Origin of the sequence: Xanthomonas sp. WHRI 7064, assembly GCF_040202355.2 — a bacterium.
Lineage (GTDB): Bacteria > Pseudomonadota > Gammaproteobacteria > Xanthomonadales > Xanthomonadaceae > Xanthomonas > Xanthomonas arboricola.
Genome location: NZ_CP167821.1, coordinates 1,889,533 through 1,911,216 on the forward strand (window position 1 = coordinate 1,889,533; position 21,684 = coordinate 1,911,216).

Annotated in this window: 23 protein-coding genes; 16 read left to right on the forward strand and 7 right to left on the reverse strand. The window is 67.1% G+C overall.

What is annotated here, in order from left to right:
* The first annotated feature begins 68 nt into the window (after nucleotides 1-68).
* Together ABQY74_RS08185 and ABQY74_RS08190 are read left to right on the forward strand one after the other, a co-directional pair.
* Entirely contained in the window at nucleotides 69-749 is a 681-nt protein-coding gene (locus tag ABQY74_RS08185; RefSeq protein WP_016902474.1) for a carbonic anhydrase, read from the forward strand.
* A gap of 11 nt (nucleotides 750-760) precedes the next feature.
* The gene (locus ABQY74_RS08190) at nucleotides 761-2,329 is read left to right on the forward strand and encodes a SulP family inorganic anion transporter (RefSeq protein WP_102584347.1); all 1,569 of its coding nucleotides are present in this window, start codon (nucleotides 761-763) and stop codon (nucleotides 2,327-2,329) included.
* Between the two features lie 206 nt (nucleotides 2,330-2,535).
* On the opposite strand, the gene nth is transcribed toward ABQY74_RS08190, so the two are convergent.
* From nth to ABQY74_RS08205, 3 genes are read right to left on the reverse strand one after another with little or no spacing between them, the layout of a single operon-like run.
* Entirely contained in the window at nucleotides 2,536-3,246 is a 711-nt protein-coding gene (nth, locus tag ABQY74_RS08195) for an endonuclease III (protein ID WP_349793711.1), read from the reverse strand.
* Entirely contained in the window at nucleotides 3,243-3,623 is a 381-nt protein-coding gene (locus tag ABQY74_RS08200) for a hypothetical protein (protein ID WP_046342273.1), read from the reverse strand. Before ABQY74_RS08200 ends, nth begins: the two co-directional genes overlap by 4 nt.
* Before the next feature lie 10 nt (nucleotides 3,624-3,633).
* A complete protein-coding gene (locus ABQY74_RS08205) occupies nucleotides 3,634-4,416 on the reverse strand; it encodes an enoyl-CoA hydratase-related protein (RefSeq protein WP_349793709.1) in 783 nt (260 codons plus the stop codon).
* A gap of 163 nt (nucleotides 4,417-4,579) precedes the next feature.
* On the opposite strand from ABQY74_RS08205, the gene ABQY74_RS08210 reads away from it, so the two are divergent.
* The 4 genes from ABQY74_RS08210 to ABQY74_RS08225 all read left to right on the forward strand — a co-directional run bounded on the left by ABQY74_RS08210 (nucleotide 4,580) and on the right by ABQY74_RS08225 (nucleotide 8,105).
* Complete coding sequence (locus tag ABQY74_RS08210) at nucleotides 4,580-5,278, forward strand: FKBP-type peptidyl-prolyl cis-trans isomerase N-terminal domain-containing protein (RefSeq protein ID WP_016902469.1); 699 nt, start codon at nucleotides 4,580-4,582, stop codon at nucleotides 5,276-5,278.
* Nucleotides 5,279-5,396: 118 nt separating this feature from the next.
* Nucleotides 5,397-6,194: a CoA pyrophosphatase gene (locus tag ABQY74_RS08215; RefSeq protein WP_127158403.1), complete on the forward strand. Its 798-nt coding sequence runs from the start codon at nucleotides 5,397-5,399 to the stop codon at nucleotides 6,192-6,194.
* A complete protein-coding gene (locus ABQY74_RS08220) occupies nucleotides 6,191-7,063 on the forward strand; it encodes a sulfurtransferase (RefSeq protein ID WP_349793707.1) in 873 nt (290 codons plus the stop codon). Before ABQY74_RS08215 ends, ABQY74_RS08220 begins: the two co-directional genes overlap by 4 nt.
* 88 nt (nucleotides 7,064-7,151) lie before the next feature.
* Complete coding sequence (locus ABQY74_RS08225) at nucleotides 7,152-8,105, forward strand: DUF1684 domain-containing protein (RefSeq protein WP_047128518.1); 954 nt, start codon at nucleotides 7,152-7,154, stop codon at nucleotides 8,103-8,105.
* 53 nt (nucleotides 8,106-8,158) lie between these two features.
* Here ABQY74_RS08225 and ABQY74_RS08230 read toward each other — a convergent pair whose 3' ends face one another.
* Nucleotides 8,159-8,734, reverse strand: coding sequence for an N-acetylmuramoyl-L-alanine amidase (locus ABQY74_RS08230; RefSeq protein ID WP_053051549.1), 576 nt, complete (start codon nucleotides 8,732-8,734; stop codon nucleotides 8,159-8,161).
* A gap of 23 nt (nucleotides 8,735-8,757) precedes the next feature.
* Between ABQY74_RS08230 and ABQY74_RS08235 the strand changes: the two genes are divergently transcribed.
* The 10 genes from ABQY74_RS08235 (at nucleotide 8,758) to ABQY74_RS08280 (ending at nucleotide 18,697) form a co-directional block, all read left to right on the forward strand.
* Nucleotides 8,758-9,249 (forward strand): MOSC domain-containing protein, encoded by a 492-nt coding sequence (locus ABQY74_RS08235; RefSeq protein ID WP_349793704.1) that lies wholly within the window; start codon nucleotides 8,758-8,760, stop codon nucleotides 9,247-9,249.
* Nucleotides 9,246-9,773, forward strand: a complete 528-nt coding sequence (locus ABQY74_RS08240; protein WP_024940678.1) for a YqiA/YcfP family alpha/beta fold hydrolase — start codon at nucleotides 9,246-9,248, stop codon at nucleotides 9,771-9,773. The genes ABQY74_RS08235 and ABQY74_RS08240 overlap by 4 nt, the downstream gene beginning before the upstream one ends.
* Before the next feature lie 40 nt (nucleotides 9,774-9,813).
* Nucleotides 9,814-10,320, forward strand: a complete 507-nt coding sequence (locus tag ABQY74_RS08245; RefSeq protein WP_024940677.1) for a GNAT family N-acetyltransferase — start codon at nucleotides 9,814-9,816, stop codon at nucleotides 10,318-10,320.
* A gap of 160 nt (nucleotides 10,321-10,480) precedes the next feature.
* Nucleotides 10,481-11,437, forward strand: a complete 957-nt coding sequence (locus tag ABQY74_RS08250) for an SAM-dependent methyltransferase (protein ID WP_349793702.1) — start codon at nucleotides 10,481-10,483, stop codon at nucleotides 11,435-11,437.
* Between the two features lie 479 nt (nucleotides 11,438-11,916).
* Nucleotides 11,917-13,530: an ATP-binding cassette domain-containing protein gene (locus ABQY74_RS08255; protein WP_349793700.1), complete on the forward strand. Its 1,614-nt coding sequence runs from the start codon at nucleotides 11,917-11,919 to the stop codon at nucleotides 13,528-13,530.
* A complete protein-coding gene (locus ABQY74_RS08260; RefSeq protein WP_080689560.1) occupies nucleotides 13,509-13,700 on the forward strand; it encodes a hypothetical protein in 192 nt (63 codons plus the stop codon). The genes ABQY74_RS08255 and ABQY74_RS08260 overlap by 22 nt, the downstream gene beginning before the upstream one ends.
* The gene (rlmKL, locus tag ABQY74_RS08265) at nucleotides 13,697-15,832 is read left to right on the forward strand and encodes a bifunctional 23S rRNA (guanine(2069)-N(7))-methyltransferase RlmK/23S rRNA (guanine(2445)-N(2))-methyltransferase RlmL (protein WP_349793698.1); all 2,136 of its coding nucleotides are present in this window, start codon (nucleotides 13,697-13,699) and stop codon (nucleotides 15,830-15,832) included. The genes ABQY74_RS08260 and rlmKL overlap by 4 nt, the downstream gene beginning before the upstream one ends.
* 205 nt (nucleotides 15,833-16,037) lie before the next feature.
* Nucleotides 16,038-16,814, forward strand: a complete 777-nt coding sequence (locus ABQY74_RS08270) for an NAD kinase (RefSeq protein WP_016902458.1) — start codon at nucleotides 16,038-16,040, stop codon at nucleotides 16,812-16,814.
* Nucleotides 16,815-16,991: 177 nt separating this feature from the next.
* On the forward strand, nucleotides 16,992-17,957 hold the full coding sequence (locus ABQY74_RS08275; protein WP_039520589.1) for a 5'-nucleotidase: 966 nt from the start codon (nucleotides 16,992-16,994) through the stop codon (nucleotides 17,955-17,957).
* The gene (locus tag ABQY74_RS08280) at nucleotides 17,954-18,697 is read left to right on the forward strand and encodes a transferase (protein WP_349793696.1); all 744 of its coding nucleotides are present in this window, start codon (nucleotides 17,954-17,956) and stop codon (nucleotides 18,695-18,697) included. The genes ABQY74_RS08275 and ABQY74_RS08280 overlap by 4 nt, the downstream gene beginning before the upstream one ends.
* A gap of 67 nt (nucleotides 18,698-18,764) precedes the next feature.
* On the opposite strand, the gene ABQY74_RS08285 is transcribed toward ABQY74_RS08280, so the two are convergent.
* The 3 genes from ABQY74_RS08285 to sbcB all read right to left on the reverse strand — a co-directional run bounded on the left by ABQY74_RS08285 (nucleotide 18,765) and on the right by sbcB (nucleotide 21,584).
* The gene (locus ABQY74_RS08285) at nucleotides 18,765-19,331 is read right to left on the reverse strand and encodes a DUF2939 domain-containing protein (protein ID WP_104559161.1); all 567 of its coding nucleotides are present in this window, start codon (nucleotides 19,329-19,331) and stop codon (nucleotides 18,765-18,767) included.
* 124 nt (nucleotides 19,332-19,455) lie between these two features.
* Nucleotides 19,456-20,142 carry a DUF2461 domain-containing protein gene (locus ABQY74_RS08290; protein ID WP_024940671.1) on the reverse strand — a complete coding sequence of 229 codons (687 nt, stop codon included), beginning with the start codon at nucleotides 20,140-20,142 and terminating at the stop codon, nucleotides 19,456-19,458.
* Nucleotides 20,139-21,584 carry an exodeoxyribonuclease I gene (gene sbcB, locus ABQY74_RS08295; RefSeq protein ID WP_349793693.1) on the reverse strand — a complete coding sequence of 482 codons (1,446 nt, stop codon included), beginning with the start codon at nucleotides 21,582-21,584 and terminating at the stop codon, nucleotides 20,139-20,141. Before sbcB ends, ABQY74_RS08290 begins: the two co-directional genes overlap by 4 nt.
* Nucleotides 21,585-21,684 lie beyond the last annotated feature (100 nt).

The following is a 21,684-nucleotide window of genomic DNA, read 5'->3' on the forward strand; positions in this document are numbered from 1 at the left end:
GATTTGTTCGTCTTTGCACTTCGCGGTTTGCGCCGCGGATGGCCATTCGTTGCCTAGAGGTATCTCCCATGGAAAGTTTGCTAGAAGGTTTTCGTCATTTCCGTAAGGAAGTGTATCCGCGCCAGAGTGCGCGCTTTCAGGAACTGGCCGGTGGCCAGAGTCCGCATACGTTGTTTATCACCTGCGCCGATTCGCGTGTCATGCCGGAGCTGATCTTCTCCGCACAGCCGGGCGAATTGTTCGTCTATCGCAATATCGGCAATGTGGTGCCGCCTTACTCCCAGCACGTCAGCGGCGTGGTTGCGGCAATCGAATACGCCATCGCCGTACTGGGCGTGCGGCATATCGTGATCTGCGGTCATACCGACTGCGGCGCAATGAAGGCGGTGCTCAAGCCAGAATCGCTGGAAGACGTGCCGTCCGTGGCGGCCTGGCTCAAGCACACCGATGCAGCGCGTCACGTCACTGCCCATCACGGGCACGATCCGCACAGCCAGGAAGCGCTGAGCTGCATGACCGAAGAGAACGTGGTCTCGCAGCTGGACCATCTGCGTACGCAGCCGGTGGTCGCCGCGCGTCTGGCGGCCGGTACCTTGCGCATCCATGGCTGGATCTATGACATCGCCCATGGCGAGATCCGCGCCTTCGATGCCGAGAAGGGTGGCTTCCGTCCGTTGTTGGCGGACAACACCCCCGAAGCCACCCCACGTCCGCGACTGCAGCAAGTCGTGCGCGCTGAACTCGCCTGACGGAGCACATCATGAACACATCAGGTATCGGCGGATATTTCCGCCAGGGACTGTTCGGACGTGATTTGTTGTCGTCTGTCGTGGTCTTCCTCGTCGCGCTCCCGTTGTGTATGGGCATTGCGATCGCTTCCGGCATGCCGCCGGCCGCAGGCCTGATCACCGGCATCATCGGTGGGCTGGTCGTCGGCTTCCTGGCGGGCTCTCCTCTGCAGGTGAGCGGACCGGCCGCCGGCCTGGCTGTGTTGGTGTTCGAACTGGTCCGCGAGCACGGCATTGCCGCCCTCGGTCCGGTGATCCTGCTGGCCGGTGCGATTCAGTTGGTTGCCGGTCTGTGCCGCGCAGGCGTGTGGTTCCGGATGACGTCGCCGGCCGTGGTGGCCGGCATGTTGTCGGGCATCGGCATCCTGATCGTGGCCTCGCAGGCGCATGTGCTGATGGACGCCGCTCCCAAGGCGCGCGGTCTGGAAAACTTCGCTGCATTGCCGGCCGTGGTGTGGCAGGCGATCACCGAAGGGACCGGCCGCACGGCGTTGTTCGTGGGCCTGGCCACCATCGGCATCATCCTGGCATGGGACAAGCTGCGTCCGCAGCGTCTGCGCTTTCTGCCGGGGGCGTTGATCGCGGTGGTGGTGGTCACGGCGACGGTGCAGTTGCAGGGCCTGAACGTCAACAAGGTCGACGTGCCGACCAATCTGTTCTCGGCGATCAGCATCCCCAGCGTGGCGGACATCTTCGGCGTGTTCAATGCGACCTTGCTGGTGTCGGCGGTGACCTTTGCCTTCATCGCCAGCGCAGAGACCTTGCTGTCGGCGGCGGCGGTGGATCGCATGCATCAGGGTGCGCGTACGCAGTACGACCGTGAGCTGGCGGCGCAGGGTGTGGGCAATATGCTGTGCGGTTTCCTGGGCGCATTGCCGATGACCGGCGTGATCGTGCGTAGCGCGGCCAATGTGCAGGCCGGTGCGGCCACGCGCATGTCCACGGTGCTGCATGGCGGCTGGTTGCTGGTGTTCGCGATGCTGCTGCCATGGCTGTTGCGGATGACGCCGGTGGCGTGTCTGGCCGGCATCCTGGTCTACACGGGCGTGAAGATGATCAAGATCGGGCAGGTCAAGGAGCTGGCGACCTATGGGCGTGGCACCGCGGCGATCTACCTGGCGACCACCTTCGCGATCGTAGCGACCGACCTGCTGACCGGCGTGCTGATCGGCTTCGGCCTGTCGTTGTTCCGTCTGGCCCTGCATTCTTCGCGCCTGAAGGTGGACGTGCGTGAGCACGAGCACAAGAAGGACGAGATGCATCTGACCCTGCAGGGCTCGGCGACGTTCCTGAAGGTGCCGGCGATGGCGCGTACGCTGGAAAGCGTGCCGCCGAACACCGCACTGCACCTGGACGTGGCCAAGCTGCATCACGTTGACCACGCCTGCATCGAGTTGCTGCGCGACTGGAGCCGGAATGCGGCCTCGCGCGGCTGCGAGCTGGTGGTGGACTGGAACGAGCTGGATCGACGCGTGGAAGGCCAGCCGACGGTGGAAAGCGCGCTGGTCGAACAGCGCGTGGAGCAAGCCAAGGCGGCGTAGACCTGCTGCAGACGCCCGGCGCTCGCGCCGGGTGACATCTATCGTGACCGGGTGATGCATGGCGCCGCAAGACGCATCATCCCGGTCGCGATTTTTTTTGGGCGGGGATTGGGGAATCGGGATTTGGGATTCGTAAAGGCACACGTAGGCTTTGCCAGCGTGATTGCTTGGCGTTGGCTTTGCGGGTTGGTTGCTGTGACGGCTGGTTAGCCTTTTGCTGCTGTCGGCCTTTCGGCGGGTGCGGGGGTCTTGTCGCGGTAGCGGCATAGGTCGTGGATCACGCAGCCTGGGCAATCGGGTTTGCGTGCCTTGCAGACGTAGCGGCCATGCAGGATGAGCCAGTGGTGTGCGTCGTGCAGGAATTCGGCCGGAATGATCTTGACCAGTTTGTCCTCGACCGCGCGCACGTCCTTGCCCGGCGCAAGACCGGTGCGGTTAGCGACGCGGAAGATATGCGTGTCCACCGCCATGGTGGGCTCGCCGAACGCGGTGTTGAGCACGACGTTGGCGGTCTTGCGGCCGACGCCGGGTAAGGCCTCCAGTGCAGCGCGATCATGCGGCACCTCGCCGCCGTATTGCTCCAGCAGGATCCTGCAGGTGGCGATGGCGTTCTTGGCCTTGGCGTTGAACAGGCCAATCGTGGCGATGTAGCGCTTCAGGCCTTCTTCGCCCAGATCGAGAATGTCGCGCGGAGTATTGGCCACCGGATACAGCTTGCGGGTGGCCTTGTTGACGCCGACATCGGTGGCTTGTGCCGACAGCAGCACTGCGATCAGCAACTCGAACGGCGTGGTGTATTCCAGCTCAGTGGTCGGGTGCGGATTGAGCTCGCGCAGGCGCGCGAACATCTCCTGTATTTCGGGCTTGCGCATGCTGCTGCCGCGCCGTGCCGGCGCGGTGACGTGGATCGCGTTCATGGCTGTGCTCCACCAGCGGCCTTGGCCTTGGCGCGCGCCAGGATGGCCGCAGCCAGCGGCGGTAATGCGGCGGCCGCCGGTTGGCTGGGCGCCGCTGCAGGCGTCCGGCGTGCATCGCGTTCGGCAGCGCGACGTTGCAGGCGCGCGGCGCGTGCACGGTAGCGGTCGCGTGCGGCCCAGGCATCGCGCAGCCGTTGTTGTGCGGCCAGCAGCACCGCGCTCAGTTGCGGGCAGGCCGGATCCAGCAGGTCGTCGCGTGGATCGGGCCGGTACTCCATCAGGCCCAGTGCCAATGCACGATCGAGATCATCGGCGTGGACGCAGTCGAACAGCTGCAGGGCCAGTGGACGTGGTGCCGGTGTGGGGTCGAACGTCATGGCAGGCCGATCAGCGGTTGAGAAAGTGCGCGGGGCGTTTTTCGAGAAAGGCGCCGGTGCCTTCGCGCATGTCGTCGCTGGCGAACAACAGCGCAAATTGCGCGGTTTCCAGCTGGAGGCCTTCTTCGATGGCGCATTCGCCACCGAACACCACCGCATCCAGGATGCCGCGCAGCGCGAGCGGTGCGGCGGCCGCCAGGCGTTGTGCCAGGGCGAGGGTTTCGTCCTGCAATGCCTCCGGCTCGACCACGCGATTGACCAGACCCAACTGGAACGCGCGCGCGGCATCGATCGGCAGGCCGAGCAGGCACAGTTCCAGCGCTGCCGCTCGCCCGGTCAGACGCAACAGCCGTTGCGTGCCGCCGAAGCCGGGGATCAGGCCGAGATTGATTTCCGGCTGCCCCAGGCGCGCGCTGGATGCGGCGATGCGCAGATGGCAGGCCATCGCCAGCTCCAGCCCGCCGCCGAGTGCAAAGCCATTGACCATGGCGATCACCGGCTTGGGCATGCGCTCGATCCGGCGCATCAGCTGCTGGCCGAGCAGCGAGAACTCGCGGCCCTGCATCGCCGACAGATCGCGCATTTCGGCGATGTCCGCGCCGGCGACAAACGCCTTGGGGCCGGCACCGGTCAGTATCACCACGCGGATGTCGTCCGCGCTCGCAGCCCCGGCGAAGGCGTGATCCAGCGCCCGCAGCGTTTCCTGGTTCAAGGCGTTCAGTTTGTCCGGTCGATTGACGGTGATCGTCCGTACACTGGCGTGGTCGGCGATCAGAATGACGTGATTGGACATGGAAATCCTTACGAACGTAAAAAATTAGTAAATACGGAACTTCCGAAAGCCTTGCTGGTCATAGCTTTCGTGATAAGTAGCGGTTCGCTATCGCGGCCGCTATCCTAGCGCGTCATCTCAGGCGGCAGACCCGTCCTGTGCCACCACCCTGGAGAATTGTTTGATGAAGTTGCGTTCTATCGCGGTCGCTGTGGCGGCCCTGGCCCTGACGGGCAATGCACTGGCCCAGGACACGACGTCCGAGAAGGGCAAGTTGAGCTACTACTTCGGCTATGACTACGGCAACAACCTTGCCGAGCTCACCGGCCGCGGCGAGCAGCTCGACATCAACTCGGTGGTAAAGGGTCTGCAGGACGCCTATGCCAAGAAGCAGCCGGCGATCACCGCCGACCAGCTGAAGCCGGCTGTCGAAGCGTTCCAGAAGCGTGAGCAGGGCCGTGCCCAGCAGGCCAAGGCCGAGTACGACAAGGCCGCTGCTGCCAACAAGACCAAGAGCGACCAGTTCCTGGCCAAGAACAAGGGCACCGCTGGCGTGCAGACGCTGCCGAGCGGCGTGCAGTACCGCGTGATCGAAGCCGGCAAGGGCGCCAAGCCGACCCAGGCCAGCACCGTGCAGCTGGAAGTGGCCGGTCCGTTCCCGTTCGGCGACCGCGAGAAGGCGCGTCCGGCGCAGCAGATCCCGGCCATCAAGGTCAGCGAAGTCGAAATGCAGGCCATGCGCGACACGCTGCTGCAGATGCCGGCCGGCTCGAAGTGGGAAGTGACCCTGCCGCCGGAGAAGGCCTACGGTGCCGACCCGCGTACCCCGTTCCCGCCGAACGTGGCCGTGCAGTTCGAGATCAAGCTGGTCAGCGTCAAGTAATTGCGTTTGCTGTTGCTGTGACAACGCCGGCCACCAGGCCGGCGTTGTCGTTTGGGTCCACCGGATGCGCGACAGGATGGACGGACGGCGGGAGGATGCGGTGCGGCGGGAGCCAGCGATGAGCGACACGGATTCGAACCGCAGTGGCCTGCCCAGCCCGTGTATCGGTGTATGTTCGCTGGACGCGCAGGCGCACTGTGTCGGCTGCCTGCGCAGCCTGGATGAAATTGCACGCTGGATGAGCATGAGCGACGGCGAACGTCAGGAATATCTGCACACGGTTCTGCCCGCGCGCGCGTTGGCCGCGCGGCTGCCCGAATGTGCGCAGCTGCAGCGTGCGTTGTATGCGCTGGACACCGCGCCCGACGGGCCGGGCTGGAATCATGCCGAATTGATCGACCTGACCGAAGGCGGCGCGTCTGCCGAGGCCGCAGTGCTGTGCGGTCTGGTGCCGCGCACGCAGGGCACCACGGTGCTGCTGACCCGGCGCACCGACAGCCTGCGTCACCATGCCGGGCAGGTCAGTTTTCCCGGTGGCCGGGTCGAGCCGTCGGATGCGGATGCGGCCGCTGCGGCCTTGCGCGAGAGCTGCGAGGAAATCGCGCTCGGCGCCGGCCAGGTGCATGCGCTGGGATATCTGGATCCGTTTCTGACCGTGAGCGGGTTTCGCGTCATCCCGGTGGTGGCGGTGATCGACCCGGCGTTCGTGGCGGTGCCGCAGCCGGATGAAGTGGCCGAGGTGTTCGAGGTGCCGTTGGCCTATCTGATGGACCCCGACAATCTACGCAGCGTGGAGCTGGAGTTTCGCGGCCGGCCACGCCGCGTGCTGGAATACGACTGGCCCGGCCACCGCATCTGGGGCGCCACCGCGGCCATTCTCCTCAATCTTCGTCGTCGTCTGGAGCAGGTTGCATGAGTGCGGAACTCCACTGGACCACGCTGGTAGACAGCGCCACGCTGGCCGCGGCATTGCCGCATCCGCAGTTGCGACTGCTGGACGCGCGCGCTGCGCCACCGACTGCGCCGGACCCGGATGCAGCGCGCAAGGCCTATGCACAGGGGCATCTGCCAGGCGCGTACTACGCCGATCTCGACGAGGATCTGGCCGATCTGTCGCAGCCTGCGCAAGGGCGGCATCCGCTCCCGCAAAGCGCGGCATTTGCCAGGCGGCTGGGCGAGTGGGGGATCGACCCGGACAGCCAGGTGGTGATCTACGACGCCGCTGACGGCAGCATGGCCGCGGCGCGGGCATGGTGGATGCTGCGGTTGCTGGGGCATCGCCGCGTGGCGGTGCTCGATGGCGGGCTGGCCGCCTGGCGCGCGGCGGGGTTGCCGGAAAGCACCGAGCCGCCCGCAATGCACGATGGCGCGGCGTACCCGGGCAGCTTCGATGGCGATGCCGTGGTCGAGGCCGGGCAGATCCTGGCGCAGCTGGATCAGGCGCCGGGCTGGTTGCTGGATGCGCGCGCCGCCGAGCGGTTTCGCGGCGAGGTGGAGCCGGTCGATCCGGTGGCCGGGCATGTGCCCGGCGCGGTGAGTCGTCCGCTGGGTGTGAGCCTGCGCGATGGGCGTTTCAAGCCGGCCGAGGAACTGCGCAGCGAGTTGTCAGCGCTGCTGGGCGCGTATCGTCCTGAGCAGGCAGTGGTGATGTGCGGCTCGGGCGTGACCGCCTGCCATCTGCTGCTGGCGCTGGAAGTGGCCGGCTTATCGGGCGCGCGCGTTTACGCCGGCTCCTGGAGCGGTTGGTTGCAGGATGCGACACGCCCGGTCGCGACCGGCCCCTGATTGCAGGCACAATGGCGGCAGGAACGGTGACCTGTGGGGACGCAGGTTCGCTGCGCGGAGCGCAGTTTCTCGCAGTGTTGGGTGACTCATGCGGTTGCAGTTGCAGGTCGGCGCGCTGTGCGTCGCGATGCTGTCGATGGCTGCCTGTTCGGCGGGATCGACCGCCGACGCCAACGGTGCGCGCATTGCCGGTCGCGGACAGAGCGACCGCCATGCGGTGTATCAGGTCGAACTCGAACGTGCACGCGCCGAGCGCTTGCAGCGCTTGCGTGCGCCCGACGGTTGGCTGAGCTACACCGGCTCCGGGCGTGTGCGTGCAGGCCGTTACCAGGTGGGCAGCGATCCGCGCAGCGATCTGGTATTGCCGGCCGGTCCTGCGCAACTGGGGCAGCTGACGCTGGATGGCGACGGCCGCGTGCACTTCGACGCCGCCGCCAATGTACCGGTGTACTTGAACGGGCAGCGCGTCGATCGCGTCCGCCTGGAGCCGGAGCGCGCAGGGCAGCGGGGCGATCGCCTGGATGTGGAAGGGCGGCAGTTCTATCTGGTGCAGACCGGCAGCTTGTTCGGCTGGCGTTTCCGCGACCCGTCAGCGCCGTTGCTGAGCCATTTCGCCGGGCTGGAATATTTTCCGACCGATCCGCACTGGCGCATCCAGGCGCGCTGGCAGGCGTATCCCACCCCGCGCACGACCACGCTGCTGACGTCGATCGGCACGCCGCTTACCGTCGAGATACCGGGCGAGGCGGTGTTCTCGCGCAATGGCCAGCAATACCGCTTGCAGCCGATCGTCAGCGACGACGGGCAGGGCCTGTTCTTCCTGTTCGCCGATCGCACCAGCGGCAAGGAAAGTTATGGCGGCGCGCGTTATCTCTACACCGCGCCGCCACACGATGGCCGGCTCGTGCTCGACTTCAATCTGGCCGAAAATCCGCCCTGCGCGCTGACGCCGCATGTGGTTTGCCCGATCGCATCGCCGGAAAATCGCCTGGATCTGGCGGTAAATGCAGGCGAGAAGACCTACCGCGCCGCAGATCGCTGAGTGCTGCACCAGCGAAGGGACATGCGGGGCCGATGGTGCCGTGGGCAGCGCTGCTAGCGCGGCGTATGCGACCAGCTGACCGCCGCTTCGATCTGCGGCCACGGAAACAGCGGGCCGGGATCGAGCTTGCGCTGGATCTTGCGCGACGGGTCGTCGCTGGCCGCTTCCTGGGTGGTGTCCAGTGCCTGGTGGCCGGCAATGCGGCGTACCGACGGCAACTGTTGTTGCAGCCATTGCAGCAGCGTGATCAGTGCGTTGATCTGCACCTGCGGGTACGCTTCGCTCATGCACTGATGGCGCGAGTCCAGCCAGTGCGGATAACGGCCGCTGTTGACCAGTTCGATGCCCAGCGTATGCGGGTTGTGGCCGCGCACGTGGTGGGCGACGCGCTCCAGCGCAACGTATTGCTGGATGCTGCCGTTGCGGTCGATGTAGTAATGCCCGCTGTTGCCGGTGCCGCTGTCGTAGAGCACGCGTTCGCCGTATTCGCGCGCCATCGCCATGTCGGGCAATTCGGTGCAATGGATGACCACCATGTCGATCTGCGTGAGCGCGCGTCGCGCCAGCCGCGATTCGTAGGACAACGGCGCGTAGGTGATCGGTGGCGACGGCAGGACGGCATCGGACATGGGGCGGATGCTAGCATTCGACGATGGCTTTGAATCCCGACAGCCCTTTGGGCAAATTGATGGCAACCCTGCCGCAGACCGGCCAGGTGACCTGGATCGGCGTGCGCCCGGCGCGCGACGTGGACATGATCGAGGTGGACGCGGCGCAGGCCGCCACCGGCATCGGCCTGGTCGGCGACCGCTACAAGGGCGGCAGCGGCAAGCGTGGCGTGACCCTGATCCAGGCCGAGCATCTGCCGGTGATCGCAGCGCTGGCCGGTCATACAGCAATTGCGCCGGCCACCTTGCGCCGCAATCTGGTGGTGTCCGGTATCCCGCTGATCGCCCTGAAGGGGCGGCGCTTCCGCATCGGCGATGTCGAGCTGGAAGGCACCGACCCCTGCGATCCGTGCTCGCGCATGGAAGACGCGCTGGGCGCGGGCGGCTACAACGCCATGCGCGGCCATGGCGGCTTGTGCGCGCGCATCCTGCGTGGCGGCGTGCTGCGCATCGGCGATACGGTGCAGGCGCTATGAGCCGCGGTCATTGCATCCTGTCGCACGGCTTCGAAAGCGGCCCGGACGCGCTGAAGGTCACCGCCCTGGCCGATGTCGCCGGGCAGCTGGGCTGGACCCACGAGCGCCCGGACTACACCGATCTGGACGCACGCCGCGAGGTCAGTTCGCTCGGCGACGTGCAGGGCCGGCTGCAACGCCTGCTGGAGATCGCGCGGGCGGCGGCCGACAAGGGCCCGCTGGTGCTGGTCGGCTCCAGCCTGGGCTCGTACATCGCCGCGCAGGTGTCGTTGCAGGTGCCCACGCGCGGGCTGTTCCTGATGGTGCCGCCGACCAGGATGGGGCCGTTGCCGGCACTGGATGCGGCGCGCGTGCCGATTTCCATCGTGCATGCCTGGCGCGATGAGTTGATTCCGGCCGGCGAGGTGATCGCCTGGGCGCAGGCGCGGCATGCGCGCTTGCTGCTGGTCGACGACGAACACCGGCTGGCGTCGCATGTGGATGCGTCGGCGCGCGCCTTCGCCGAACTGTTGCAGAGCCTGTGATGCGCATCGGTCTGAAGGTGTGCGTGCTGCGGGGCCTGCGATGAACGTGCTGATTCGCGAAGCCAGCGATGGCGATGCCGCGGCGATCGAACTGCTGACGATGGTCGCGTTCATGCGTGACGAACATAGCCGCCACGACGAGCAGCACGTGATCGCCGCCTTGCGCAACGACGGCGCGCTGGCGCTGTCGCTGGTGGCCGACCACGACGGGTATGTGGTCGGCCACCTGGCGGTATCGCCGGTGTCGCTGTCGGACGATTCGCCCGGCTGGTACGCATTGGGGCCGCTGGCGATCGGGCCGGGGCATCAGCGCCAGGGACTGGGCACGCGCCTGGTGCAGGCGGCGCTGGGCAGCTTGCGCGAGCGTGGCGCTGCCGGTTGTCTGGCATTGGGCGAGCCGGCGTTTTTCCGGCGTCTGGGCTTTGCGGTGGAACCGGGGCTGGTGTTGCCTGGCGTCCCGGCGTCCGAGCTGCAGGCGCTGGCGTTCGGCGACCGGCTGCTGCCGCTGGCCGATGTCGCCTATCACCCGGCCTTCGGGCTAGGGTGAGTCCAGCCGCTGGCGACCGCTTGGCGTGATCCACGCCAGGCCTTGCGTGCGGTGCCAGTTCGCTCGGCAGCATCTTCCATCGCTGTAGAGACGCCGTCGCGCCGGGAGTGATCGCAGCATGGCGAGCGCTGCGATTGGCGCGCTCCTGTCGAGGTGGACGATGCAACGTGATGACGAAGACCTGGGCCAGGCCGCGCAGGCGGGCCGGCTGATTTCCCACGGCAGCGATGACCAGGACGATGCTGCGTTGCTGGCATCGCTCACATCGCGTCTGCGCCAGAGCGGTGACCGGCCCGATGTGGTGGTCCAGCGTCTGCTCGGTCTGGTCGATGCGCTCTGGGCCACCGATTTCGGCCGGTTTCTGCTCAGGCATCGCGGGTTGAATGCCTACTGGACCCATCGGCTGGTGACGTATCGCGCCGATGCGCAGCCGAACGAGTCGATGTCGGCGATGGAACGGCATATCTTCGAAGAGGCACCTGCGGTGCTGGCGACCCGCGAACGCTTCGGCATCTTCCAGCAGCAGCTGCAGGAACTGCTGCGGCCAGGCATGACGCTGGCATCGGTGCCCTGCGGATGGATGGGCGAGCTGTTGCTGCTGGACTACCGGGAATGTCCGGACGTGCGCCTGATCGGTATCGATCTGGACCCGCAGGCGCTGGAAGGGGCGTTGCACCTCGCACGTGCGCGCGGGCTGGAGGGGCAGCTTTCGCTTCGTCTCCAGGACGCATGGACGCCTGGTGCCGACGATCACGTGGATGTGCTGACCAGCAATGGCTTGAATATCTATGAGCCGGACGAGGTGCGCGTGATTGCGCTGTATCGCGCATTTTTTCAAAGGCTGGCGCCAGGTGGCGTGCTGGTCGCAAGTTTCCTGACACCGCCGCCGACGCTGTCTGCCGAGTCGCCGTGGAAGCTGGAACACATCGATCCCGAGGCGCTGACGCTGCAGAACCTGGTGTTCGCCGAGATCGTCCAGGCGCGCTGGGCCTCGTTCCGCACCCACGCGCAGACCCGCGCGCAGATGGAAAGCGCCGGGTTCACCGATCTCCGCTTCATCGATGATCGCGCCAGCATCTTTCCTACGGTGGTTGCCCGGAGACCTGCGGCCCGCTGAGTGGGGGGGAGCGAAGGCATCGGCCGCGTCGTATGCGCCGCTATGCCGCTATGCCGCTGTGCCGGTTGGACGCAAGCCTGGCGGGCGAGTTTCATACTGCGTGCTGCGTGCTGCGTGCTGCGTGCTGAATGCTCAGTGCTGAATGCTAAGTGCTAAGTGCTAAGTGCTGCAGGTCCTGGCCTTCGGCGAGTGCTTGCCGTGCTTTTTCGAGGGCGCCTGACAGCCAGCAGGGTGCCGGCCGCCAGTAGCTTGAGCATGTCTGCAAGGGCGGGTGCTCACCATGCTGCGCTTGAACGCGGTCAATCCTGCCGCAGTGTTTGGGATTTGGCATGCGTTGCAGGCTGACCTACACTTTGCCGCATTGCCCACTGTCTGAGGATTGGTCCAATGCGCCATTGATGCCACCGTCGTGATGACGGCCTTACCCGCTGCCGGTCCGGCTGGATCGGTGCGTGTGCTGGCATGCAATGGAGACCCGTATGACCTGTCCGTCGCTGACGCTGGAAAGCGTTGCGTATGTGCTGCCCGATGGCAGCCCGCTATTTTCCGATCTGTCCCTCCACATCGACCAACGTGCCACCGGCCTGGTCGGGCGCAATGGCGTGGGCAAGAGCGTGCTTGCGCGCCTGCTGGCCGGCGAGGTGCTGCCCAGCGCAGGGCGTTGCGTGCGCAACGGCAGCGTGCATTACCTGCCGCAGCGCGTGCGCGTGGCGCCGGGGCAGAGCATTGCCGAACTGGCCGGTGTCGCGCCGCTGCTGGATGCGCTGGACCGTATCGCCGCCGGCAGCGTTGCGCCCGCCGATTTTGAACTGGTCGGCGAGCGCTGGACCGCCCATGCGCAATTTGCCGCAGAACTCGAACGGCAAGACCTGGGTGGGCGCGATCCGCGTGCACCGGCCGCGCAGCTCAGCGGCGGCGAAGCGACGCGCGTGGCACTGGCCGGTGCGTTTCTGACCCGGCCGGACCTGTTGATTCTGGACGAGCCCAGCAATCACCTGGATGGCCCGCAACGCCAGCGGCTGATGGATCAGTTGCTGGCGTGGAGCGGTGGCCTGCTGGTGATCAGCCACGACCGCGGCCTGCTCGATGCGATGCAGCGCATTGTTGAATTGTCCGCGCAGGGGCTGCGCAGCTACGGCGGCAATTACACGTTCTATGCACAGCAGCGCGCCATCGAACAGCAGGCGGCCAGCGAATTGCTGGCCCAGCGTAAACAGGCGCGTGCACGCGGTGAGCAGGCGCTGCGCGAACAGCAGCAGCGTCAACAGCAACGCCAGGCACGCGGCGCGCGTGCCGCAGGGCAGGCCAACCAGGCCGCGATCCTGCTCGGCGCGCAGAAGCAGCGCAGCGAGGTCAGCGCGGGGCGGCTACAACAGCAACGCCAGGCCGAACAGGCGCGGCTGAGCGAGGCGGTGGTGCAGGCCGCAGCGCTGGTGCAGGACGACCCCGCGATCGCGCTCCTGGCGCCGACATCGCCCGCCGGCGCATCGCGGCAGCTAGCCACGCTGCAGCAGGTGCAGCTGGCCGACGGACGGCTGGGTGGGCGGCGGGTGGATCTGCTGCTGCATGGGCAGCCGCGGATCGGCCTGGTCGGCCCCAATGGCAGCGGCAAGTCGTCGTTGCTGCAACTGCTGGCCGGGCGCCTGCAACCCAGCGCGGGGCAATGCCAGGTGCAGGTGCCGGCGGCCTATCTGGATCAGCACCTGGGGCTGCTGGATCCGATGCGCTCGGCCGCTGCGCAGCTGCAGGATGCAGACCCGGGTGCGCCAGCCCACGCACAGCGGCTGCGCCTGGCGCTGCTGGGGCTGGACCAGCAGCGGGCCGACCTGCCCACCGGCCAGCTCAGCGGCGGCCAACGGCTCAAGGCGGCGCTGGCGTGTGCGCTGTACCGGGCGCAGCCGGCGCAACTGCTGTTGCTGGACGAGCCGACCAACCACCTGGACCTGGCCGCGGTGGAAGCGATCGAGGCGCTGCTGCGCAGCTACCAGGGGGCGCTGATCGTCGCCTCGCACGATGCCGCCTTCCTGCAGCGGTTGGGCCTGCGGCAGCGCCTGGAGACTGCGCAGCTGCAGTGGCGGCTGGCGCCGTGGTGAACCGCGCAGCGGGCGATCCGGCCGGCGGGCTGGTAAAGCCGGCTCCGATGGCCGACCATTTGCGCCCCGCCCGCGGCGGCCACGGCTTTGCCCTCCCGGGCGCCGGCCCAGCGTCCTGCTCCCACGCTCGCCCCCACGGCCAGCGTCTCCATCGATACCTGCCTACGTGAAATTCTTCGCATCCTGTGCCAAGGGCCTGGAATACCTGCTTGCCGACGAGCTGCTGTCGCTCGGTGCCAGCAAGGCCACCGCCACCATCTCCGGCGTCAACGTCGAAGGCGACCTGCGCGACGCGCAGCGCGCCGTGCTGTGGTCGCGCCTGGCCAGCCGCGTGCTGTGGCCGCTGAGCGAGTTCGATTGCCCGGACGAGGACGCGCTGTATGCCGGGGTGGCCGAATTGCCGTGGGACGAGCACCTGTCCGTCGGCCACACGCTGTCGGTGGACGCGCATGTCTCCGGTACCGCGATTACGCACGCCCGTTACGCGGCGCAGCGGATCAAGGACGCGGTGGTCGACACCATGCGCCGGCAGGGCCTGGAACGTCCGTCGGTGGACGTGGAAAGCCCGGATCTGCGGTTGAACCTGTCGCTGCGCAAGGGCCGCGCCACCATTTCGGTGGATCTGGGCGGCGGCCCGCTGCACCGGCGCGGTTGGCGCATGGCGCAGAACGATGCGCCGCTCAAGGAGAATCTGGCCGCGGCGGTGTTGCTGCGCGCCGGTTGGCCGCGCGCCTACGCCGATGGCGGCGGCCTGCTGGATCCGATGTGCGGCAGCGGCACCCTGCTGATCGAAGGCGCGCTGATGGCCGCCGACGTGGCGCCCGGCCTGCAGCGCTATGGCAGCGATCTCCCCAGCCGCTGGCGCGGCTTCGACCGCGAGGGCTGGCAGCAACTGGTGGGCGAAGCGCGCGAGCGCGACAGTCTTGGCCGCGCCGCGCTCCGGCAGGTGATCCACGGCAGCGACATGGACCCGCATGCGATCCGCGCCGCGAAAGAAAATGCGCAAGTGGCTGGCGTGGCCGAGGCGATCTGGTTCGGCGTGCGCGAGGTGGGCGACCTGCAGATCCCGCCGCAGGCCACCGGCGTGGTGGTGTGCAATCCGCCTTACGACGAACGTCTGGCCGCCGATGCGGCGCTGTATCGCCGCCTGGGCGATACCCTGCAGCGTGCGGTGCCGCAATGGCGGGCCAGCCTGCTGTGCGGCAACGCCGAGCTGGCGTATGCCACCGGCCTGCGCGCGGGCAAGAAATACCAGCTGTTCAATGGCGCGATCGAGTGCGCGTTGATCGTCTGCGACCCAATCGCGGTGCCGCGGCGCACCCCGCTGGCGGCGCCGACCGCGCTCAGCGAAGGCGCACAAATGGTCGCCAACCGCCTGCGCAAGAATCTGCAGAAGTTCAAGAAGTGGCGCGCACGCGAAGGCATCGAATGCTTCCGCGTCTACGACGCCGATCTGCCGGAATACTCCGCCGCCATCGACGTGTACCAGCAAGCCGATGGTGATCGCCGCGTGTTTCTGCATGTGCAGGAATACGCGGCGCCGGCGACGATTCCGGAAGCCGACGTGCGCCGCCGTCTGGGCGAACTGCTGGCCGCCGCACGCGAGGTGTTCGAGGTGCCGGGCGAACGCGTGGCGCTCAAATCGCGCGAGCGCGGCAAGGGCGGCAGCAAGTACGGCCGCTTCGAGCAGCGCAACGAATTCATCAACGTGCGCGAGCATGGCGCGCTGCTGCGGGTAAATCTGTTCGATTACCTGGACACCGGCCTGTTCCTGGATCATCGCCCGTTGCGCGGCACCATGGCCATGCAATCGAAGGGGCGGCGCTTCCTCAACCTGTTCTGCTACACCGGCGTGGCCAGCGTGGAAGCGGCGGTGGCCGGCGCGAGCTCGACCACCAGCGTGGACCTGTCCGGCACCTATCTGCAGTGGTGCGCCGACAACCTGGCCTTGAACGGCCAGGCCGGCAGCAAGCACAAGCTGGTGCAGGCCGACGCGCTGGCCTGGCTGGAAGCCGAGCGCGCGCATTTCGACGTGATCTTCTGTGACCCGCCGACCTTCTCCAACTCCGCACGCGCCGAAGACTTCGACATCCAGCGCGAGCACGTGCGGCTGTTGCGCGCGGCAGTGGCGCGCCTGGCGCCGGGTGGGGTGCTGTATTTCTCCAACAACTTCCGCCGCTTCAAGCTGGACGAGGAACTGGTGGCCGAGTTTGCGCAGTGCGAGGAAATCAGCCCGCGCACCATCGACCCGGATTTCGAGCGGCATGCGCGCATCCATCGCGCCTGGCGGTTGACCGCCTGAGGAAGTGGCCCGGTGACGCCTGGCCGGGCAGCACGCGCATTACGCAAGCGGGATTGCCGCGCCCGTTGCGCTGACGCGCGCTGTGTCACCGGTGGCGCCCGATCGCGCAGGCGCAGGCGCGTCCGCGCAGGCGAGGGCGGGGCGGCCAGCCAACAAGCCCACCACAGCGCTGCGGTATGCTGATTCGCATGCTCTGGAGTCAACGATGACCGCACCACCCCGGATTGCCTTTCTCGCCAGTCACGCCGAGCCGGCGGTGACCGCGCGCGCGCGTCTTGTGCAGCGCTATGGCGATCACGCGCTGGACACCGCCGACATCGTCTGCGCACTGGGCGGGGACGGCTTCATGCTGCAGACCCTGCACCGGCACGGCGCTGCCAGCAAGCCAGTGTTCGGCATGAAGCTGGGCTCGGTCGGGTTCTTGATGAACCAGTACCGCGACGACGAGGACGACCTGCTCGCGCGTCTGCAACGTGCCGAACCGGCGCACCTGCGCCCGCTGGAAATGCAGGTGCAGACCGAGTCCGGTGCCAGCACGGTGTCGCTGGCCTACAACGAGGTCTCGCTGCTGCGCCAGACCCGCCAGGCCGCGCACCTGAGCGTGGATCTCAATGGCCAGACCCGCATCGCCGAGCTGATCGGTGACGGTGTCATGGTCGCCACGCCAGCCGGCAGCACCGCCTACAACTATTCCGCGCACGGGCCGATCCTGCCGCTGGGCTCGCACACGCTGGCACTGACCCCGATCGCCCCGTATCGCCCGCGCCGCTGGCGTGGTGCCATCCTCAAGGCCGACACCGAAGTGTGCTTCCGCGTGCTGGACCCGTACAAGCGCCCGGTCAGCGTCACCGCCGACTCGCACGAGATCCGCGACGTGGTCGAAGTGACCATCCGCGAATCCACCCAGCGCCAGGTGACGCTGCTGTTCGATCCCGAACACAATCTGGAAGAACGCATCTTCAGCGAACAGTTTGCGGTTTGAGGAGGGGGGATTGGGGAGTCGAGATTCGGGATTGGCAACGGCAGCAGCGGGCCACCTAGCGCACGCGATGTTGTCGGCACAGTACGCTGCGGTATGAATGATCCGGTCCCGAATTTGAAACTCCCTGATCCCTGCTCCTGACCAATCCCGAATCCCCACTCCCGAATCCCCGCCCCAATGACCGATAACTCCCCAAGACTCCTGACCGTCGCAGTGACCTCGCGCGCGCTGTTCGATCTCGAAGAAGGCCATGCACTGTTCGAGGCCGATGGCGTGGAGGCGTATTCGGCGTTTCAGCGCGAGCATGAGGACGACATCCTGGAGCCGGGCGTGGCCTTTCCGGTGGTGCGCAAGCTGCTGGCGCTCAACCACGATGTGCCCGAAGAAACCCCGCGTGTGGAAGTGATCCTGCTGTCGCGCAACTCCGCCGACACCGGGCTGCGCATCTTCAATTCGATCCAGCACTACAACCTGGGCATCGTGCGGGCGACCTTCACCTCGGGTCAGCCGACCTGGCCGTACGTGAAGCCGTTCGGCACCGACCTGTTCCTGTCGGCCAACCCGGAGTCGGTACGGCGTGCGCTCACCCATGGCATTGCGGCGGCGACCATCATGCCGCGTGCGCCGGGCGAACGCGCCGAGGCCGCCGCGGCGATCGTGGACAACGACGAAAGCCGCCTGTCGACCCAGCTGCGCATCGCCTTTGACGGCGATGCGGTGATCTTCGGCGACGAGAGCGAACGCATCTCGCGCGAGCAGGGCGTGGAGGCATTCGGGCGCCACGAGCGCGAACGTGCGCGCGAGCCGTTGTCGGTCGGGCCGTTCCGCAATTTCCTGTCGGCGCTGCATACGCTGCAGGCGGCATTCCCGCCGGGCGAGGCGTCGCCGATCCGCACCGCGCTGGTCACCGCGCGCTCGGCGCCGGCGCACGAGCGGGTGATCCGCACCCTGCGCGAGTGGGGCGTGCGTCTGGACGAGGCGCTGTTCCTCGGTGGGCGCCACAAGGGGCCGTTCCTGGAGGCGTTTGGCGCGGACATCTTCTTCGACGATTCGCAGCACAACATCGACAGTGCGCGCCAGCACCAGCACGTGGCAGCCGGCCACGTACCGCATGGCGTGGCCAACGATCCGCCGGGCAGGTGAGCCAGGCACCGAAGCCGGCTGGATGCGCCGCGCTGCGCTCCAGCTGGCGCCAGCTGGAGTTGTACTTTGCCGACGACACCGTGCAGACCCGCATGTCACGCTGGGCACCGTACCGGCTGATGCTGCGATATACGCGCGGCATGCTGGCGGCGCTGTGGCTGCAGCCGCGGCCCGAACGTATCGGCCTGATCGGCTTCGGCGGCGGCGCGCAGGCCAAGTTCTGCCACCGGTATCTGCGCAGCACGCGCATCGAGGCGGTGGACGCCGATGCGCAGGTGCTGGCGTTGCGCGATGCGTTTGGCGTGCCGCGCGACGATGCACGGCTTGAGGTTACGCATGGCGACGGTGCGCAGTGGATCGGTACGCGTGCCGGGCGCTACGACCTGTTGCTGCTGGATGCCTACGATGCCGATGGCATCCCACCGGCGTTGTGCACGCCCGAGTTCTATGCCGCTTGCCGCGCTGCGCTGATGCCCGGCGGTGTGCTGGCGCTGAACCTGTTCCAGGTTCCGCTAGCCGGGCATCTGGCCGCGCTGCGCGAGGTATTCGATGGGCGGGTGCTGCTGTTGCCCGAGCCGGATCCGCGCAACCAGTTGCTGTATGCCTGGAACGGCAAACGCACGCCGGGCACTGCGGAGCAGGCACTGGCGACATTGCCGTGGCCGGCGCGCCGGCAACTGCGGCCGTCGATGCTGCGGCTGCAGGCAGCGTGGATGGAGCGGGCCTGGCGGTTTTCGTGAGCCGCTGTCCGGCGCGCGGCGTCAGCCTGCGCAGGAGAAAATCCCAATATCGCTCGCAAGCGCGCGCTTATGGGGGCAGCGGAGTTTCCGCATCTGCCAGCGGTAACTGGATATCGGTCAGCCGCCAGCGCAGCCCTTGGCGGGTCAGCACGAACACCACCGGTGCTCCGGTCGCGGTGCGGGTGGTGGCGGTGAAGCGGCGGGTGGATTCGAAGCGCTGCTCGGCGCCTTGCAGCGGACGCGCCGGCGCCGGCGCCGCATAGGTGTCCGGGCTGACGGTGTCGCCGGTGACGCGATTCCACACGCTATGGCCTTGCAGCAGCGCGCCGATGCCCAGCGGCGTCACCAGCGTGTCCACGCCGGCACCGCTGATACCGCTGGCGAGCTGCAGGGCGAACCCGCCGAGCAGGCTCGATTGCATGCGGCTGCCGGCCTGGCGAACCAGGTAATCGTCCAGCTGCGCCTTGAGGTTGACCCGCAGGCTGGGGAAGTCCACATGGCGTTCCAGCTGCGCGGCGTCGCGATTGGCGACGGCCTGGCTGATGCCGCGAATGGCCAGGTACGGGCCTGCAACCACATAGCTGACAAGCAGCAGCACGGCCAGTACGGGCAACAGCAACCAGCGTTTGTTCATGGTGTGCAGTCCATCGCGGTGGTTGGTGCAAGACGCAGCGATGCACAGCGCCGCGCAGCGAGAGATCGCTCCGGTATGCCGATCGCCGGCGTCGCGTCGATGGCTGTCGGCGCCGCGCGATCCATCAAAATTCCAGATCCAGCGCGGCGCACAGGTAATCGACGAACGGCGCCAGCACCACCAGGTCGGCCTCGATGGTCTGACGCAGGCGCGGGCCGGTCATGACGGCATCGTCGAGATGACGCAGGTACGCCCAGTTGCGATGCTTGAGATCGTCGATGAACTCGAACTCGTTGGGAAAGCCGCGCGGTGCACGCACCAGTTTCTCGCTGTCGTCCAGCGCGAACTTGCGGCGCAGTCTGGGTTCGTAGGCAGCCGCTTTCCAGTTGGCGGGATTGTCGAAGATGAACTGGCGCAGCTTGCGCTGGGTGTCCGGCTCCGGATGCCACAGCCCGGCACCGACGAAGCTCTCGCCCGGCTGCAGATGGATGTAGAACGACGGCGCCGGCACCTGGCGGCGGCGCTCATGGAACAGGCGCGCGCCCTGCCAGTTCTTGTACGGCGATTTGTCGTTGGAAAAACGCGCATCGCGGTAGATGCGAAACAGCGAGCCGCCCTGGGTCTTGGGATCGGCGCGATAGTGCTCGCTGACTTCGGCCAGGGCCGGCTGCAGGTCGGTGATGAGCTGCAGGAACGGCTGGCGCACATGCGCCTCGTACTGATGCCGGTGGTCGTTGAACCAGGTCTTGTCGTTGTGGCGCGCCAGGGCGCGCAGGAACTTGAAACTGGCGTCGGAAAAATAGGTGGTCATAGCGTGCGTTGGAGGTCCAAACCCCAGGCGGTGAGCTGATCGAGCAGGGACTGCTTGGTAGCATCGTCGGGGTGAGCAAGCCGTAAATCCGCGATCTGCGCATGGAACTGATCGAGCGTGACCTCGCCCAGGCCACGGTCTTCGAGCAGGCGTTGGCGGCGGTAGACGTTCCAGCGTTCCTGCTCTTCGAACGACAGCGTCTGCGGCCAGTTGCGCGCGCGGTAGCGGAACAGCAACTCGACCAGGCGCTGGTCGCGAAAGCGCGACTCCAGCGCGCCCAGTTCGGCCGGCGCACTGGCGCGCACCTGCGCCAGCAGGCGCTTGTCGCCTTCGGCCAGGAAGCCATCATAGAGCGAGGCATCGGCATCGTTGACCGCAGGCGCCGCAGCGCGCTCGTTGCCGTACACCTGGCGCACTTTTTCGGCCAGCTCAGGGCCGAGCTCGCGCAGGCGTGCAGCCTTGGCCAGCACCGCGTCGTGGTCGATGCCCAGGCGTTGGAAGTCCGCTGCGCGCAGATGCTGCCAGGCCACCAGCGCCGGCGACTTGTTCAAGTGCACTTCCTTGAGCGGAATGCGCTGCTCGCCTTCGGGCAGGTCGGCGGCGCGGATGTACAGCCGGTCGGCGATCTCGTCCGGGCTCAGGCGCAACAGCACTTCAGGGTCGCCATCCAGATCGAACACGATCACGCGGCTGTCGATGCGCGGATGGCGCGTCAACGGCAGCACCGCGGCGGCGCACATGCGCGAGGCGGGATAGCGCTGCGAGATATGCAGCACCGGCTGCATCGCGATGACGTCCAGCAGCGTCGCCGCAAAGCGCTTGTCGCGCAGGCGCAGCGCGTAGTCCCACAACTTGGGTTGATGCTGCTGGAACCTGCGCGCCATGCCGATAGTGGCGTACACGTCCGACAGCGCCTCGTGCGCGTCGCCTTCGCGCACTGCGTTGGCATCGGCCAGGTGTTCGAGCTTGAACGAGGTGGCGCCGTCTTCGCGCTGCGGCCAGACGATGCCATCCGGGCGCAGCGCATGCACCAGCCGCAACACGTCGAGCAGGTCCCAGCGGGAATTGCCGCCGCGCCACTCGCGCTCGTACGGGTCGTAGAAATTGCGGAACAGCCCGCAGCGCACGAACTCGTCGTCGAAGCGGATCGAGTTGTAGCCCAGCGTGCAGGTCTGCGGCCGGCTCATCTGCTCGGAGATGCACGCGAACGCTTCGGCCTCGCTCACGCCTTCGCGCAGTGCGTGTTGCGGGGTGATGCCGGTGACCATGGTCGCGTACGGCGAGGGCAGCAGATCGTCGGCCGGTTGCACATAGAAACTGATCGGCTCTTCGATCACGCGCAGTTGCGCATCGGTACGCACCGCGGCGAACTGTGCGATGCGCGTGCGGCGTGGATCCTGGCCGAAGGTTTCCAGGTCGTAGAAGAGAAAGCTGTCAGGCATGCCGTGTGAAATCCAGATCCGCGGCGCACTGCGCAGGGCGCCGCCAGTGCTGCCTAGTATCTCTTATCCGCGCCTACGCCTGCTGACGCCGGCCTATGCG

Coding starts and splice junctions, on each gene's coding strand:
- ABQY74_RS08220 (WP_349793707.1), top strand. CDS start 6,191: ATGAGTGCGGAACTCCACTGGACCACGCTGGTAGACAGCGCCACGCTG.
- ABQY74_RS08200 (WP_046342273.1), bottom strand. CDS start 3,623: ATGACGTTCGACCCCACACCGGCACCACGTCCACTGGCCCTGCAGCTG.
- ABQY74_RS08275 (WP_039520589.1), top strand. CDS start 16,992: ATGACCGATAACTCCCCAAGACTCCTGACCGTCGCAGTGACCTCGCGC.
- ABQY74_RS08185 (WP_016902474.1), top strand. CDS start 69: ATGGAAAGTTTGCTAGAAGGTTTTCGTCATTTCCGTAAGGAAGTGTAT.
- ABQY74_RS08205 (WP_349793709.1), bottom strand. CDS start 4,416: ATGTCCAATCACGTCATTCTGATCGCCGACCACGCCAGTGTACGGACG.
- ABQY74_RS08225 (WP_047128518.1), top strand. CDS start 7,152: ATGCGGTTGCAGTTGCAGGTCGGCGCGCTGTGCGTCGCGATGCTGTCG.
- ABQY74_RS08255 (WP_349793700.1), top strand. CDS start 11,917: ATGACCTGTCCGTCGCTGACGCTGGAAAGCGTTGCGTATGTGCTGCCC.
- ABQY74_RS08210 (WP_016902469.1), top strand. CDS start 4,580: ATGAAGTTGCGTTCTATCGCGGTCGCTGTGGCGGCCCTGGCCCTGACG.
- ABQY74_RS08250 (WP_349793702.1), top strand. CDS start 10,481: ATGCAACGTGATGACGAAGACCTGGGCCAGGCCGCGCAGGCGGGCCGG.
- nth (WP_349793711.1), bottom strand. CDS start 3,246: ATGAACGCGATCCACGTCACCGCGCCGGCACGGCGCGGCAGCAGCATG.
- ABQY74_RS08290 (WP_024940671.1), bottom strand. CDS start 20,142: ATGACCACCTATTTTTCCGACGCCAGTTTCAAGTTCCTGCGCGCCCTG.
- ABQY74_RS08240 (WP_024940678.1), top strand. CDS start 9,246: ATGAGCCGCGGTCATTGCATCCTGTCGCACGGCTTCGAAAGCGGCCCG.
- ABQY74_RS08190 (WP_102584347.1), top strand. CDS start 761: ATGAACACATCAGGTATCGGCGGATATTTCCGCCAGGGACTGTTCGGA.
- ABQY74_RS08285 (WP_104559161.1), bottom strand. CDS start 19,331: ATGAACAAACGCTGGTTGCTGTTGCCCGTACTGGCCGTGCTGCTGCTT.
- ABQY74_RS08245 (WP_024940677.1), top strand. CDS start 9,814: ATGAACGTGCTGATTCGCGAAGCCAGCGATGGCGATGCCGCGGCGATC.
- ABQY74_RS08215 (WP_127158403.1), top strand. CDS start 5,397: ATGAGCGACACGGATTCGAACCGCAGTGGCCTGCCCAGCCCGTGTATC.
- ABQY74_RS08270 (WP_016902458.1), top strand. CDS start 16,038: ATGACCGCACCACCCCGGATTGCCTTTCTCGCCAGTCACGCCGAGCCG.
- sbcB (WP_349793693.1), bottom strand. CDS start 21,584: ATGCCTGACAGCTTTCTCTTCTACGACCTGGAAACCTTCGGCCAGGAT.
- ABQY74_RS08235 (WP_349793704.1), top strand. CDS start 8,758: ATGGCTTTGAATCCCGACAGCCCTTTGGGCAAATTGATGGCAACCCTG.
- ABQY74_RS08230 (WP_053051549.1), bottom strand. CDS start 8,734: ATGTCCGATGCCGTCCTGCCGTCGCCACCGATCACCTACGCGCCGTTG.